We start from the raw sequence: 15,033 nt of genomic DNA, 5'->3' as shown, positions 1-15,033 counted from the left end.
GCTCAGAGAACCGGGTCCATCGAGTTCAGGTGGCAGGCGTCGTTCCACATCTGCAGTACGCGGTTGTCGCGTTCCCAGCCGAGGGTGGACACCGTCGCAGTCCCGAGGCTGAAGTGCTTTCCCGCTGAGGCGGGCAGGCCCATCCAGCGGGCCGTCATGATGCGCAGGAAGTGCCCGTGCGCGAACACGGCGACAGGGCCCGGAGCGGCCAGGCACTGCTCGATGGCGAGGTCGGCACGCGCGCCGACCGCATCGGCGGACTCCCCACCGGTCATCGGATGCGTCCACACTGACCAGTCTGGGATCTCCCGCCGGATGTCCTCGGTCGTTCGCCCTTCGAACACGCCATAGTCCCATTCGAGAATGTCCTGGGAAGCGATGCCCTGCGCGGCATATCCCGCGCGTTCCATGGTCTCCCAGGCCCGCTGCAGGGGGCTGGACAGCACCGTCGGGAATGCCTCGCCGTCGAGCATCTCGCCGAGCGCATCCGCCTGCTGCCGGCCGAGGTCGGTGAGGGGGATATCGGTGCGCCCGGTGTGCCGACCGGAGATGCTCCATTCGGTCTGCCCGTGCCGGACCAGGACGATGTCGTGCGCGGTCATGATGAAACCCCGTGATCTTCAGTTTCGTGGGAACGTCCGCGGATATCGACCGAAATGAACCTGTCGATTCTTCGAGTTTAGACAGGCTCGTCGCGGAGGAGGGCGGGGCACGGGTGCGGAACGCAGCGCGATTCCCATGACTTTCGGAGGGAAAAGGGATGGTTTGTGCAGGAATCCCGGCCACTATGGCCGATTCGCCTGCGCAGCATCCGAGCGCGCGGGCCTGAGACCAGTGAGTGCTGGCCCACGAAACCCTGTTCGTGCGCCCGCGCTTGCGACACCGGGACCATATGACATCGCATTCAGCACCTCTCCGCCGTTCCCCGCATTCTCGCCGGATCATCGCCATTTCCCTGGCTTCCGCGGTCGCCGTCGCCGTCGTCACCGGCGGTTCCTTCGCCCTTCAAACCGCGAACGCCGCCCAGGACCGCGCGGCCGCCACCACCGCCCTCTCCGACAGCACCGGACGCCAGCGCGACCAACTGGCGGTGTACGACTCGATCGCCACCGTGCACGCGAAGGACGCCGCCGCGGCCGCCCTCGACCGGGCCAACGCGGTGCTCGCCAGCGCACAGAACAAGGTCGACGCGACCACCCTGAGCGACGTCGCGAGCTCGCTCGCGAGCTACCAGGTGCTGCCCATCGACCAGGTCGAGTCGCTGACCCAGCGCGCGGCCGCCATCTCCACAACCGTCGAAGCCGCGGCAGCGGAAGCAGACCGCATCGCAGCAGAGAAGGCGGCCGCCGCAGCCGCCGCGGCGGAGGCGCAGCGGCTGCAGGCCCTCGCCGCATCGAACACGCCGGCCGGGGCGAAAGCGGTGGCCCAGAGCCTCGCCTCCTCGAAGTACGGCTGGGGCGACGGCCAGTTCAGCTGCCTCGTGCAGCTCTGGCAGAGAGAGTCCGGCTGGTCGTACACGGCCTACAACCCGAGTGGGGCCACCGGTATCCCGCAGGCGCTTCCCGGGAGCAAGATGGCCTCGGCCGGCTCCGATTGGGCCACGAACGCCGCAACGCAGGTCGCCTGGGGCCTCGGCTACATCGCCGGCTCCTATGGGACGCCGTGCGCGGCCTGGGCGCACTCCGAGTCCTTCGGCTACTACTGATCGCGCACTGATCCGTCGCTGCGTTCCTTCGCTGCGTTCCGTCGCTGTGGTCCGTCGGTCAGACGGCGGCCGGCCGTAAACGGGAAGCAATTCCCTGAGAAAAACTCAGGAACGGACACTTCCGCTCCCTGACAGTGGCGGACCGGACCTCGTCCGGCCCGCCACTCCGGAGGACCCAGTCGCCGGCTGCCGGCGTGGATGACTTCCGGAGGTTTTGGTCGGGACTTTGCCAGAAAGCGTCTGCACTATGGCCAATTCGCCCACGCCGTCACCGAGAGCGTGGGCCTGACACTCAGCGGACCGGACCGTTTTTCGCGCCGGTTCCCGATTGCAGGAAACATGAACTCATCTCCATCAGCACCAGATTCGCCAGCAGCTTCGGCTCCGGTCGACACCCGGGCTTCCCGCAGGACGCGCACCCGGGGGCATCGCTCCCCACGGTTCACCCTCCTCACGGCCGGTCTCGCGATCGCCGTGATCGTGGACGGAAGCGGCTTCGCCGTCAGTGCGGCCGCCGAGGCGGCCACGCGCTCCGAGAGCCGGATCGCGGCCACCGTCGACGTCGCAGCGGCGACGGGCCGGCAGCACGACCAGCTCACCGTCTACACCTCCATCGCGAAGTCACACGCCGAGGATGCGGCATCCGCCGCGTTGGCCGACGCCAACCAGGTCATCGCCGCAGCCGCGAACAAAGTGGATGCTTCCACTCTGACCGCGGCGGCGAGTTCGCTCGCGAGTTTCCAGGTTCTGCCCATCGATCAGGTCGAGTCGCTGACCGCCCGGACCAAGACGGAGACGAGCACCGTGCAGGCCGCCGTCGCGGAAGTCGACCGTATCGCTGCCGAGAAGGCCGCCGCTGAGGCGGCAGCCGCCGCCGCGCGGGCCGCAGTCGAAGCCCAGGCTGCCCAGGCGGCCAAAGCAGCGAAGGCGGCTGCTGCAGCTGCGGCGGCCGCTGCCGCACCGCAAGCGGCGTCGTCGGGGGACAACAGCCCGGCCGGCGCGCGCGCGACAGCGAGTGCGATGGCTTCCTCCCGGTACGGCTGGGGCAGCGGGGAGTTCAGCTGCCTCAGCCAGTTGTGGCAGAGGGAATCCGGCTGGAACTACGCGGCGTACAACAGCTCCAGTGGGGCCACCGGTATCCCTCAGGCAATGCCCGGCAGCAAGATGGCGTCTGCGGGTTCGGACTGGGCGACGAATGCAGCGACCCAGATCAGCTGGGGCCTCGGCTACATCAAGTCGGCCTACGGCACGCCCTGCTCGGCCTGGGCGCACTCCGAGTCCTTCGGCTACTACTGATCGGGTCGTAACCACCGCTCCACCGCTGCGGATGTCGGTGGCCGCTGTTAGCGTCGTTCCATCCACTCCCTGAGGCTCGTGCCGAGACCGAGGAGGACGGAATGAAGGTACTGGTGGCCACCGGCTCGACGCAAGGAAGCCGCAGCAGAGACTCGAACGGGTGCACCGAGGGTGAACTCGTGTGGATGCTCGAGCCGTGCCCGTACAGCCGGTGGGCGCCCTACGGGGACTGCGGTTGCGGACGCTCGTTCAGTGGCATGAATTCGCTCCAATCCACGACGACGGCGCGGGTGTCCGACGTGGCCGGCCTGACCAGGGGCGACTGCGAGCAGGCCCTGCGGGCCTGCTTCGACGCGCTCGGCTGGTGTGTCTGCTGCCAGGCGCGCCCGGTGCCGGAGGTCGTCGACGAGCTGATCACTCTCGCGACGATCCTCGAGGAGGGGACCGTGGTGGAGCGCCGCCTCGACACGCTCAACGTGCGTCGGGTGCCCGGGGGGAAGAAACGAAGCGGGAGCGAGCGCGGGTAGCGCGCCCGGCCCGGGCAGCGGCGTCGCCGGCGCGGCGCCGGGAAAACTCGGCGCCCCATCCGCGCTGCACCGCGGCATGAAGCGCGTCGGATTCCTCTCGTTCGGCCACCACCACGCGGTGCGGGGCTCCCTCGCCCGCACCGCACGCGACGCCCTGCTCCAGACGGTGGAGCTCGCGGTGGCCGCAGAGGAACTCGGTGTCGACGGGGCATAAGTGCGCGTGCACCACTTCGCGCGGCAATTCGCCTCGCCGTTTCCGCTGCTCGCGGCGATGTCGGCGCGCACGAGCCGGATCGAGCTCGGCACGGGCGTCATCGACGTGCGCTACGAGAACCCGCTACATACGTAGTAATCCTGCTGGCAGATGGTCTTCTCTGGTCCGGCAGGAGTCTATTGCAGCTCGGTAGCTGGAACTTGCCGGGCGGGCACTGGTCGTTTGGCAGCAGCACGTCTTGAAGCGCGCGATTTCTTGATTTCCCAGGCAATTCGTTTCTTCTCTGCGTCGCTTTCGGCGGAGTAGCGAACGTCGAAAAGGCGCTGATCGAGGGCGACATTGCCGTTCCAGCGCAGTTCGACCTTTCCCTTGACCAATATCGATCTAACTACGCGATCGCGACGTGAGGTCACCATAAGGTCGAGAGCAAGCACCATGAACAAGACGTAGCCGATGGCAAAACCTGTCAGCTGCCACCCCAAGGAATCCACAGCCTTCGACAACGGGGCGGACTGGGCTTCGTCACGAAGTCTCGCCAGCATGACGGCACCGAATCCAGCGCTCGCCAGAACCATAAGAATGGCGCTGCGCATTCCCGTCGGATGCTGGACGAGCGACAAGGAAGCAAGCCGCACGGCGTCACGCTCGGCAGCGTTATTCAGCGCCGACCGAGACACTGATCCGATTTCGAAGGAACTCGCGAGTTCGAGGGACTCTCTTACGGATTTCCGAAGGCGAACCACGCGGGAGAAGTTCACGCCATACGCAAGGGCGCCCGCGAGGCCTGTACTGCCGAACGTTGCGGCAAGCACGCCGACTACTGAAGGGTCCATTCGTCCAGCATATGTGGTCACCGTGATTTAAATTCCCGGTCAAATTCACTTTATTGAGTGCTGTTGTGGTCTGATTTTTGGGACAGGCGGCGCGTTGGGAAGGGGCAGGTGAACAGCCTCAATCGTCAGATTGTGATTCTGGACCGAGACTCCGATGAGCTGCGCGGCGCTTATCGCGAGATGATGCGAGCCCGTGGCCGATGGTCGAAGGCCCGTCGGCTGACGGCGCTCTCCTCCCCGCAGCTGAGCTGCTAATGGCATGTAGAGCGGCGAATGACTCCACGCGCGACTACTTGATCGCACTTCAGGTGAATGTCGCCCAGCGTGACAGGCAGTACTTCCCGCCGATCGTCGAGGCGCTTCGAGAAGGTCAACGAGACTCGCAGGAGCGGCTGGAGTGCCGGCGAGCTGAGTTGCTTGCGCTATTAGGCGACGCGCCGAAGGCTACTGTTGGCACCAGCGGTGGGGCGGAGTCATAGGCTCGGAATATCCAGATGGGGGCATAGTGGGAATTCTTGATCGATTTAGAGCGGCGCCGGTGCAGAAGTACGACACGGAGTTCGTTCCGGAAGAATCGACGGTCTTCGTCCGCGGCGTGTCCTTCCGCCAGGTCGAACTGAAGAAGCTCGGCGCGGGCAAGCACATATTCGCCCTCGTCGCCGAGCCGACGAACAAGGCCGACAAGCACGCGGTCCGCGTTATGGGGATGAAGGGCGGCGCACTGATCCACGTCGGCTATCTGCCTGGCGGTGACAAAGCGACTGAAGCCCTCCAGGGGCTGTCTTTGGCTATGGCCGCGCGCGGCAAATTGCCGGTAGTGAACGGTGTCGTGAAGAAGGGCGACGCCGGGCTGATCGTAGATATTCGCACGCCTTACATGCGAACGACCAATACCCTCAGGGCCTCGTTAGGCTAGTGGCGGCGTAGGTATCGACGCTAATCGCACGGTAGCGTCGGTTTGCAGACAAATGGGAGAAGTAATAGCTGGTCAGGCATTCGCGTCGATAGGCATATGACAAACGGGCTCAACAGGCGCCGCGGTGACGCCCTCTGGCTAGTCGCAGTCGCGGGCCTAGCGCTTGGCGCAATCGTCACGCTGGCGGGAATCGTGATGCTCGAAGATGGACCGGCGCCACTGATCGTTGGCATAGCGTTCCTAGCATTCGTCGGTGGGGCTCTATTTACCTAACTCTCGCGCGAATAAGCTGCGGCGGACGCCTCGCCGACTCCAGTCGTTAAGAAGCCCGTCGATGCGACTCCGCGTGCTGACGCTGAGAGGCGCATGATGCGGTCATGGACGGCGACCTCATTTGGAGAGGTCCGCCGTGCCCTCCCTGTTCCGGAGAAATGAACGGCGGTGCGGTTCGGACTCGATGCGGGCTCGTGGTCGTCCAGCGGTGTCCCATATGCGACCTCACGATGATCGTGCGGGAGTCGTTTTGGGTCTTCTCTCAGTAAATGAGGCCGCGACGCGCCGTTAGGACCCCGTTCTGGGAAATCTCTGTTTGCCGATTAGTTGGGACGTTATCCACAGTCGGCTACGGATACGCGAATTGGCGGTGGATCGCTGAAGGTGTGTGGGAGGCAAGGCGAACGTGATGGTCGAATTGTCCGCTGTGTGGGGGCCGATATGCCTCTATGCGGACATGTGCGGCGTTGTGCGCAAACCATTCTCGTCCTGCGCGTCGCACAGATCGACCCAGAAAGGTGCTAGGCGCCTCGTCGGCGCCGGAAGTTATCCACAGATTCGAATGTTCGCGCGCACGGTTTCCTTTTCGAAGACCGCCTCTTTCGAACATGATTCCACCCCGTGGTGTGCTTGGTCACAGGTACTCTGAGAGCACGCAAACGCAGTAGAGACTCCGTATGAAGACTTACTGCGCCACACGTTAAAGACGAAATCTCCCGGTCGATTGTTGACCGGGAGAGATCGTGTTTTAGAAGTACCCCCGCATCGACTCCAACATCGATTGCACGTTCCATTCACCAGTTCCGCCAACGCAAGGAGACTAGTTGACCAAATCTCGAAGAACTACCGGAAGGAAGCCAGACCGTGCAGCGGCGGCTCTTCCTGCCAACGATACGACAAAGAGTGACCATATTTGCCACTATGAGGTCAATTCTGGGCACGAAGGGCATGTATCTGGCCTCCGCCGGACGAAGGCTCTCGTGTCAATCCTGATCGGAGTCGCCGTCATCATCGATCATGTCCTCAAGTGGTGGATTTTGAGTGGGGCGCCTTTCCCGCTCGCGTAGCAACGAAAGATAGTGGGGCCTCGATCGCCAGAACGGCGACCGGGGCCTCTCTGTTGTTTGGGGCGTCTATGGTGCCACACTGGGGCTCGGACGAGTCTGGGGTCGTCCGGTCCGGGGAACAGTGCTGCGGCACGGGCTGCCGGGAATACCCGGCGACCCGTCTGCGCTGCACCGGGCATGAAGCGCATCGGATTCCTCTCTTTCGGCCACCACCAGGCAGTGCGGGGTTCCCTCGCCCGCACGGCACGCGACGCCCTCCTCCAGACGGTCGAGCTCGCGGTCGCCGCTGAGGAACTCGGAATCGATGGGGCGTACGTGCGCGTGCACCATTTCGCCAGGCAGTTCGCCTCGCCGTTCCCGCTGCTCGCGGCCATGGCCGCGCGCACGAACCGGATCGAACTCGGCACCGGCGTCATCGACATGCGCTACGAGAACCCGCTGTACATGGCGGAGGAAGCCGCGATCACCGACCTGATCAGCAACGGGCGCCTCCAGCTCGGAATCAGCCGCGGGTCGCCCGAGACCGCGCTGCGCGGCTACGAGAACTTCGGCTACGGTCCCGCTGAGGGGCAGACCGACGCAGACGTCGCCCGCGAGCATACGTCGATCTTCCGGGCGGCGATCATCGGGGCGGGAATCGCGACCCCGAACCCGCAGATGTCGGCTGGCACCGCCCGGCTGCCGATCCAGCCGCAGGCGCCAGGGCTCAGCGAGCGGATCTGGTGGGGCTCCGGCACCCGGGCGACCGCGAAGTGGGTGGGGGAGCAGGGCATGAACCTGATGAGCTCGACGCTCCTCACCGAAGACACCGGCGTCCCGTTCGGTGACCTGCAGGCGGAGCAGATCGCGATCTACCGCGAAGCCTGGGCCGCTGCGGGGCATGCCGGCACGCCGCGGGTGTCGGTGAGCCGCAGCATCCTGCCGCTCGTCACCGAGGAGGACCGCGCCTACTTCGGCCGCCCGGGCAGCCGGGAATCCGAGGACCAGGTCGGCTACCTCGATGGCGGTCTTGCGCGTTTCGGCAAGAGCTACGTCGGCGAGCCCGACCAGATCGTCGCCGAACTGGCGACGGATGCCGCGGTGCAGGCAGCGGACACCGTGCTCGTGACGATCCCCAACCAGCTCGGAGTCGCCTACAACGCGCGCCTCCTCGAGAGCATCGTCACCCATGTCGCTCCGGGCCTCGGCTGGCGCTGAGCCTCCTGAGACGGGCACGCGACCGGCGCGAGAAAGTTCGCTGTCCCGGCTAGCGTGAACGCGGCCCACGTCGTACCGTGATCGCACCGGGCCACGCGGCCCGGCATCGGGGCACACGGGCCGAAAGGGACACGGGATGCCGCACACCGGGCTGACCGCCGCCGAGGTCGCCGAACGCGTCGCGGCAGGGCGCACCAACGCCTTCGTGCAGGACACCAGCCGCAGCGTGTGGAGCATCGTGCGCGCGAACGTGCTCACGCTGTTCAACGGCATCATCCTGGCCTGCTTCCTCGTCCTGCTGGCGATCGGCCGCTGGCAGGACGCCCTGTTCGGCTTCAGCGCGATCGCGAACGCGATCATCGGCACGGTCCAGGAATACCGGGCCAAGCGGGCGCTCGACCGGCTGGCGCTCCTCAACGCCCCGCACGCCCGGGTGCTCCGTGACGGCGGCGAGCAGGAGATCGACGTCGCCGCGGTCGTGATGGACGACACCCTCGTGCTGCGCGCAGGCGACCAGGTGACCGCCGACGCGATCGTGGCCGGCTCACGCGGCCTGCAAATCGACGAGTCGATGCTGACCGGCGAATCGGATGCCGTCGACAAGGCGCCCGGCGACCGGGTGCTGTCCGGCTCGGTGGTCGTGGCCGGGGAGGGGACCGCCACAGTCGACCGGGTCGGGGCCGACTCGTTTGCGAACTCCCTCACGGCCGAAGCGAAACGGTTCTCCCTCGTCGCCTCGGAGATCAGGACCTCCCTCAACCGGGTACTGAAGTGGGTGGCGTGGATCATCGGTCCGATCGCCCTGCTGGTGCTGAACGCCCAGATGGTCGCGCAAGGCGGCTGGGAGGAGGCGACCGCGGGCGGCGCGTGGCGGGATGCGGCCACCGCGACGATCGCCGCCGTCGTCGCGATGGTGCCCCTCGGACTCGTGCTCATGACGAGCATCACGTTCGCCGTCGGCGCCGTGAAGCTCGCCCGGCAGCAGGTGCTCGTGCAGGAACTGCCCGCGGTCGAAGGACTCGCGCGAGTGGACATCATCTGTCTCGACAAGACCGGGACCCTGACCCAGGGCGACATCGTGTTCGACGAGACGCATCCGCTGACACCGGTCGCCGGGTGGGAGGGCGTCCTGGCCTGGTACGGGGCGCAGCACGATGCCAACGCGACCGCACGGAGCCTGGCCGGTCGCTTCACCGATCCGCCCAGCGAGGACCCGGTCGACCGAGTCCCGTTCTCCTCCGCCCGCAAGTGGAGTGCCGTCGTATTCGGCGACGGCATGTGGGTCCTCGGCGGGCCGGAAATGGTCTTCCCCGGGGGAGAGTCCGACAGTCCCAGCCTCCGACAGGTCGCCGGCGCGGCGCGCGACCTCGCGGCCACGGGTCGGCGCACCCTCGTGCTCGCCCACGGCACGCCGACTCACGACGAAACCGTGCCCGGCGACGCCGTTCCGGTCGTGCTGCTCACCTTCCGGGAGAACATCCGCGAGGACGCCGCCGCAACCCTCGCCTACTTCGCGGCGCAGGACGTCGGTGTGCGGATCATCTCCGGCGACAACCCGCACACCGTCGCCGCGATCGCCCGCGAGGTGGGCCTCGACGCTCCGGACGGCTTCGACGCCAGGGAACTGCCGACCAGGGACGAGGACCTCCTCGCGGTCCTCGGCGAGCATCTGGTCTTCGGGCGGGTCACCCCCGACCAGAAGAAGCGGATCGTGGTCGTGCTCAAGGCGGCCGGGCACACGGTCGCCATGACCGGCGACGGCGTGAACGACGCCCTCGCCATCAAGGAGGCCGACATCGGGATCGCCATGAACTCCGGAGCGGCCGCGACGAAGGCGGTCGCCCGGCTGGTGCTGCTCGACGGCCGGTTCTCCCATCTGCCGAGCGTGGTCGCGGAGGGACGCCAGGTGATCGCGAACATCGAACGCGTCTCGATGCTCTTCCTCACCAAGACCGCGTACGCGACGTTCCTCGCGATCACCTTCGGGATCCTGCTGCTGCCGTTCCCGTTCCTGCCCCGGCAACTGTCCGTGACCGACGGGCTCACCATCGGCATCCCGGCTTTCTTCCTCGCGCTGCTCCCGAATGCGCAGCGTTACGTGCCGGGTTTCCTCCGCCGCTCGCTGACCTTCGCGATTCCCGCGGGGGTCGCCGTGACCTTCGGCCTCGCCACGTACTCCAAACTCGCCGCGAATCTCCACATCCCCGAGGCCGAGATCCGCAGCGGCTCCACGCTCATCCTAACCATCATCGGCCTCTGGATCCTCGTGGTGCTCTCCCGGCCCGTGACCCGGTTCAAGGGCCTCGTCATCGGCGCCATGATGGTCGGGCTCGTGCTGATGTACGCGCTGCCGATCAGCCGCAGCTTCCTGCAGCTCGTCGACCCCACCCTGCCAACGGCGGTGCTCGTGCTCGCGACCTCCGTCGTGTGCATCGCGCTCATCGAGATCGTGCGCTTCGCCCACCGACGCATCGCCCGTCGCGATGCGGAGCGGGCCCTCGGTCAGCGCCTCGCGAAGTAGCGGCGCCCCGCCCCCGTCCACAACGGCAGGACCACGCACGCGACGACGACGCCCTGGATCGCCACGCCGGACCAGTCCCCGTCGTCCGTGACGATCAGGTCCGCGAGCATGAGCACCAGGCCCAGTGCGACCACGACCGTCGCACTCAACCGCGAGACCCGGCTGCCCCGAGCGACCCCGGATGCGAGAGCGACGACGAACAGGCCGAACAGGACCATGCCGGCACCCGTCAGAGACACCGCGAACGTGGTCCCGTCTGCGGCCACATCGGGTGCGTACCGCAGGAAGATGGTCAGGACTCCGAGGGCGATCTGGATGATTCCGCCGATGTACATCAGCACGACCGCGAACGTCACCCCGCCGGGCCGCTTCACCGTCATGGACCTGGCCTCCTCGGGTTCGCCGTCGTCGCGACCAAACTACCGATGCAGGGTACCTCTGTGCAATGACCACGGTGCAACCCAGCTGAGCGCATTAGGCTTGAATCACCACCACGAGTCGGAAGTCAGGTCAGAGACGTGCGGGTCATCAGCTACAACCTCAGGAAGAACCGGGCGGTCGGCGAACTCGCCGCCCTGTCCATCACCTATGAGCCGGACATGCTCTGCCTCCAGGAGGCGGACACCCTCGAGTTACCGGACGACATCGGCACGCTGCACCTCGCCGATTCGACCCTGACCAACCGGCTCGGCCTCGCGATCTACTATCGCCAGGACCGCTTCGACGCCGTCACCTCGCAGGCCTTCGCGCTCAAGAAGTCCCTGCACGACATGGTGCTGCGTCCGGCGCACGAGCGCCTGATCGGCACCCGGCTCGTCGACAAGGAGGCGCAGCGCGAGCTCGTCGTCGCGTCCTTCCATGCGGCACCGCTGACCGCCCGGAACTCCCTGCGCCGCAACCAGATCCGCTCGGCCCACGAGGAACTCAGCCGGCTCGGCCCCGGCCTCCCGACGCTCATGGTCGGCGACTACAACTACCCCATCTTCAAGGGCAACCTCGGCGACAAGGTCACGGAGTCCGGGTACGACCTCACGCTGAGCGACACCCGCACCTACACGCGCTACAGATTCTTCCGCGGGCACTTCGACCTCGCGACCTCGGTCGGCCTGACCATCGAGAACGTCGAGACCCTCCCGCGCGGCACGTCCGACCACATGCCGATCATGGTCACCTCCTCCTATACCGAGGATCTGCCGACGCAGACCCTCCGGCAGAGCGCCCGGAAGAGCATTCGCGAGACGGATGCCGCCCGCTCGTCGTCGAGGACCGCGACGACGACCGCCGCGCCAACCGTCGCGGACTTCGACATCTGATCGAACCGATCTCGGCCCGCAGGGCTGGCCCTGCGGTTCAGTCCGTGGGCGGCGGAACCGGGAGCGGCCGACCGGCCAGCCGCTCAACGAGGGCCTTGAGCTCGCCGATCTCGACGGTGAGGGCGTCGAGCTTGTCCTCGTTCACGCCGAGCTCGACCTTGATCGCCTCCTCGGCCTCGCGGCTGGCGGTGGCGAACCAGGACGCGATGTATGCGGTGATGGTGCCGATCAGCGCGATCCCGGTGACCACGAGGCCGACCGCGACAAGACGGCCGTCGATCGTGACGGGGAAGTGGTCCCCGAATCCGACGGTGGCCATCGTGATGAACGACCACCACCAGCCGTCCCACACCGTGACGATATTCGCGCCGGGCGCGTTCCGTTCCGCGTCGGTCACCGCGAGGCCCGCGATGAACCAGACCGACACGGCCGTGATGCCCACGTAGGTCATCACGCGGTTCTTGAGTACCTTGCTCAGCCTGCGCGTGGAGAGAATCACGACCGAGACCACCCGCAGGGCCCGCAAGGGCCGGAACAGCGGGAGGGCGACCGCGAGCAGGTCGAGCACATGCGTGCGCACGAACGCGCGGCGATCCTCCGCGAGGCTCACCCGAACGACGAAATCGGTGGCGAAGGCCGCCCACGTGCCGATCTCGATCCACTCGAGGAACAGGTGCCAGCCGGGGCTGATCTCCGGCGCGATGATCGGGGTCGCGTATGCGATCAGGAACGCAATACCGAGAGCCAGCAGGGGGGTGTCCGTCGCGCGTTCCCAGCGGGAGCTTCGTGTCATCGCCTTCTCCTGGCTCGTCATGGTCGCAGGTTGCGTGCCCATGCTAGAGGGCGATTGTTGCGCCCGCGTTTCCTGCCAGCGTGTCCGGCTCAGGCGAGCGGGAACACGATCCGGGTGCGCCAGTTCGCGGGGTCCGGTTCGGAGTCCGGACCCACCAGGTACTCCTCCCACATGTCCCCGGCGACGGTGAGCTTCTGCGCGGCGATCCAGTCCGTCACGGCCGCATACGTCTCGGTCATCGTCTCGTACGGGCCCACGTGGAACGTCTCCACCGCCGGACCGGACGGGAGGTGCACGACCTCCACGGCCCTGGTCGCACTGACGTCGTCGATAACGGGGAATCCGGCGGTCACGTCGACCGCGGCATCCGTCGGGGCGCCGTGATACAGCGCGATCGGCGGTCCGCTCGGGTGGGCCCCCATCCTGCCGAGTTCGGCCGCGGAGGTCCTGAAGGCGCGATCGAAGTATTCGGTCAGCCTGCTCATCGGGATCACTTCGTGGACTCCGAGGAACGTGCGTGGTTCGAGGGTGATCTGTTCGGCCTGCATCTGACTCTCCCTGGTCCGCGGCGGGGCCCCGGACGGGCCCGATGCGGCCCAGAGTAGACCGCGGCCCGTATCGAAGTAAGGTCCACCAGCGTGGCGATTCTGCACCGACAACCCGGATGCGGGTCGATCCCGGTAACCGCTGAGGTCAAAACCACCGTAGCGTTGACTCGTGGTCTTCGAACACGGGTATTCGAAGAATGTGGGGGACACGAACACGAGAGGTTTTCTGGCTTTGAGCAACGAATGCATCCACGGACTCGAAGGAGGCCTCTGCGCCCTCTGTTTCCCGAAACCGATTCCGGAGGCTGTGCCAGCGGCACCGGCTGTGCGCGCGAGCCGTGCCAAGTCCGCCCCATCGCCGGTCCGCTCGAAGTCGGCTTCGAAGCCGCCGTCGCTGCGAAGCGCTCCAGCGAGCGCCGCCTCCGGAACGACGAGTGTGACCCGCCCCCGCCCCTCGACCAGGGCGAAGTCGTCGATCGGGCCGAAATCCGCCCCCGACAACGTCGGCGAACAGCGCATCTACCACCTGACCCACATCCGCAACCTCGCGGGCATCCTCTCCAGCGGCGGCCTCCTCGCCGACGCGAGCGAAGCCTGGGCTGCGCGACCCGCTGTCGACATCTCGTCGGCTCCCAACCGGGAGAAGCGCCGCAACACCCTGATCGACGGCACCGAGAACACGACCGTGGCACACTTCGTGCCGTTCTTCCTCTCGCCGAACGCGACCATCTGGGACAACATCCTCACGAACACCGGTGACCCGCGTCTGTCCAGCGATGCCCCGTCTGCCGAGAACTTCGACTTCGTGATCCTGGTCAGCACCGTGAAGAAGGTCGTCGAGGCCCAGTCAGGACCGGGCGAGGCCGCTCTCGGCATCGTCGCCGTCACCGACGGGGACGCGGCAGGCACCCTGACCCGGGTCGGAACGACGCCGGAAACGAGCGAGAGGGTACTCCGCCGGCTGCGTGCCGCGACGGATGCCGCAGCGCTCCTCGAAGCCGAACTCCTCGTCGAGGAGACCTTCCCGTTCGAACTCGTCACCATCGTCGCCGTCGCGAACGACAAGGTCCGCGACGTAGTGCGCGGCATCCTCGCCGAATCCGGTCACCGCCCGAAGGTCGCCGTATACCCGCCGTGGTTCCACGCCTCGGAGACGGTCACGGCCTAGGCCGGCAGACCCCGGCCCAGGCCGGGACCGGCGCCCGTCACACCACGCCGAGGGGGACCTGGTCCCCCTCGGGCAGCTCGATCCGGATCGCGTCGCCGGGCTCGACCGCGCCACCGGACGCGACCACGCTCATCACACCGGCCTTGCGGGTGATGCGACCGGCGGCATCCGTGGCGATGAGTTTCTTCATAAGCCCGCCCTGGTACCCGTTGATCAGTGAGCAGGGGTTGCGCAGGCCGGTCAGTTCGACGACGGCACTGGCGCCGAGGTGCAGCCGGGTGCCGCGGGGGAGAGCGGTGAGGTCGATCCCCGTCGTCGTGACGTTCTCGCCGAGCTCGCCGGGCCGCACGGTGTAGCCGCCGCGCGCGAGCTCGTCGAAGAGCTCGGCCGGGATCAGGTGCACCTGGGTGAGGTTCGGCGCCGTCGGGTCCTTCTTCACGTGGTACCGATGCTGCACGGTCACCCCCGCGTGCACGTCGCCCTCGACGCCGAGCCCTTCGAGCAGGCGGATGCGCGGCGCGGCCGGCTTGCTGAAGTGGTGCGCGTTATCGAGGCTGACCGACACGACCGCCGCGCCCTGAGCGGGCTCTGCGTGCGGGTGGTGTGGTGTGGGCTGTTCGGGCGGAGTAGTCACCATGAGACGATTCTGGCATGCCACCCCC

14 protein-coding genes and 1 pseudogene are annotated in these 15,033 nt (G+C 66.8%); 9 read left to right on the top strand and 6 right to left on the bottom strand.

The genetic code is table 11. The features are described 5' to 3' along the window. Positions 1-2: 2 nt before the first annotated feature. On the bottom strand, positions 3-602 hold the full coding sequence (locus E3O44_RS04685; protein WP_134532889.1) for a histidine phosphatase family protein: 600 nt from the start codon (positions 600-602) through the stop codon (positions 3-5). Positions 603-892: 290 nt separating this feature from the next. Here E3O44_RS04685 and E3O44_RS04680 point away from each other — a divergent pair, with 290 nt between their 5' ends. The 4 genes and pseudogenes from E3O44_RS04680 to E3O44_RS04665 all read left to right on the top strand — a co-directional run. Further along, positions 893-1,705, top strand: a complete 813-nt coding sequence (locus E3O44_RS04680; protein WP_134532887.1) for an aggregation-promoting factor C-terminal-like domain-containing protein — start codon at positions 893-895, stop codon at positions 1,703-1,705. A 339-nt stretch (positions 1,706-2,044) separates the two neighbouring features. Beyond that, entirely contained in the window at positions 2,045-3,001 is a 957-nt protein-coding gene (locus E3O44_RS19360; RefSeq protein ID WP_174775026.1) for an aggregation-promoting factor C-terminal-like domain-containing protein, read from the top strand. A 101-nt stretch (positions 3,002-3,102) separates the two neighbouring features. Continuing rightward, a complete protein-coding gene (locus tag E3O44_RS04670; RefSeq protein WP_134532885.1) occupies positions 3,103-3,528 on the top strand; it encodes a DUF7715 family protein in 426 nt (141 codons plus the stop codon). A gap of 76 nt (positions 3,529-3,604) precedes the next feature. Continuing rightward, positions 3,605-3,871 (top strand): annotated as a pseudogene (locus tag E3O44_RS04665) (LLM class flavin-dependent oxidoreductase); the annotation flags it as partial. A gap of 47 nt (positions 3,872-3,918) precedes the next feature. Here the strand turns inward: E3O44_RS04665 and E3O44_RS04660 are convergent. Continuing rightward, on the bottom strand, positions 3,919-4,575 hold the full coding sequence (locus E3O44_RS04660; RefSeq protein ID WP_134532883.1) for a hypothetical protein: 657 nt from the start codon (positions 4,573-4,575) through the stop codon (positions 3,919-3,921). Positions 4,576-5,113: 538 nt separating this feature from the next. Here E3O44_RS04660 and E3O44_RS04655 point away from each other — a divergent pair. The 3 genes from E3O44_RS04655 to E3O44_RS04645 all read left to right on the top strand — a co-directional run bounded on the left by E3O44_RS04655 (position 5,114) and on the right by E3O44_RS04645 (position 10,549). Beyond that, on the top strand, positions 5,114-5,491 hold the full coding sequence (locus E3O44_RS04655) for an HIRAN domain-containing protein (RefSeq protein ID WP_134532881.1): 378 nt from the start codon (positions 5,114-5,116) through the stop codon (positions 5,489-5,491). A gap of 1,517 nt (positions 5,492-7,008) precedes the next feature. Continuing rightward, positions 7,009-8,028, top strand: a complete 1,020-nt coding sequence (locus tag E3O44_RS04650; protein ID WP_134532879.1) for an LLM class flavin-dependent oxidoreductase — start codon at positions 7,009-7,011, stop codon at positions 8,026-8,028. A 136-nt stretch (positions 8,029-8,164) separates the two neighbouring features. Continuing rightward, positions 8,165-10,549 carry an HAD-IC family P-type ATPase gene (locus tag E3O44_RS04645; protein WP_134532877.1) on the top strand — a complete coding sequence of 795 codons (2,385 nt, stop codon included), beginning with the start codon at positions 8,165-8,167 and terminating at the stop codon, positions 10,547-10,549. Here E3O44_RS04645 and E3O44_RS04640 read toward each other — a convergent pair. After that, on the bottom strand, positions 10,531-10,929 hold the full coding sequence (locus tag E3O44_RS04640; RefSeq protein ID WP_241976028.1) for a DUF7144 family membrane protein: 399 nt from the start codon (positions 10,927-10,929) through the stop codon (positions 10,531-10,533). The genes E3O44_RS04645 and E3O44_RS04640 overlap by 19 nt on opposite strands. Positions 10,930-11,067: 138 nt before the next feature. Here E3O44_RS04640 and E3O44_RS04635 point away from each other — a divergent pair, with 138 nt between their 5' ends. Next, the gene (locus E3O44_RS04635; RefSeq protein WP_241976027.1) at positions 11,068-11,862 is read left to right on the top strand and encodes an endonuclease/exonuclease/phosphatase family protein; all 795 of its coding nucleotides are present in this window, start codon (positions 11,068-11,070) and stop codon (positions 11,860-11,862) included. Between the two features lie 37 nt (positions 11,863-11,899). Here E3O44_RS04635 and E3O44_RS04630 read toward each other — a convergent pair whose 3' ends face one another. Together E3O44_RS04630 and E3O44_RS19130 are read right to left on the bottom strand one after the other, a co-directional pair. After that, on the bottom strand, positions 11,900-12,655 hold the full coding sequence (locus tag E3O44_RS04630) for a potassium channel family protein (RefSeq protein ID WP_166792537.1): 756 nt from the start codon (positions 12,653-12,655) through the stop codon (positions 11,900-11,902). Between the two features lie 89 nt (positions 12,656-12,744). Further along, positions 12,745-13,203 carry a GyrI-like domain-containing protein gene (locus tag E3O44_RS19130; RefSeq protein WP_166792536.1) on the bottom strand — a complete coding sequence of 153 codons (459 nt, stop codon included), beginning with the start codon at positions 13,201-13,203 and terminating at the stop codon, positions 12,745-12,747. A gap of 436 nt (positions 13,204-13,639) precedes the next feature. On the opposite strand from E3O44_RS19130, the gene E3O44_RS04620 reads away from it, so the two are divergent. Further along, the gene (locus E3O44_RS04620; RefSeq protein ID WP_166792535.1) at positions 13,640-14,371 is read left to right on the top strand and encodes a DarT ssDNA thymidine ADP-ribosyltransferase family protein; all 732 of its coding nucleotides are present in this window, start codon (positions 13,640-13,642) and stop codon (positions 14,369-14,371) included. Positions 14,372-14,408: 37 nt separating this feature from the next. Here E3O44_RS04620 and E3O44_RS04615 read toward each other — a convergent pair whose 3' ends face one another. Further along, a complete protein-coding gene (locus E3O44_RS04615) occupies positions 14,409-15,008 on the bottom strand; it encodes an MOSC domain-containing protein (RefSeq protein WP_241976025.1) in 600 nt (199 codons plus the stop codon). Between the last annotated feature and the right edge of the window lie 25 nt (positions 15,009-15,033).

It is taken from the genome of Cryobacterium algoricola, from assembly GCF_004402485.1.
Taxonomy (GTDB): domain Bacteria; phylum Actinomycetota; class Actinomycetes; order Actinomycetales; family Microbacteriaceae; genus Cryobacterium; species Cryobacterium algoricola.
Note: the sequence above shows the minus strand (reverse complement) of the source record. Positions and strands in the feature narration are given on the sequence as shown.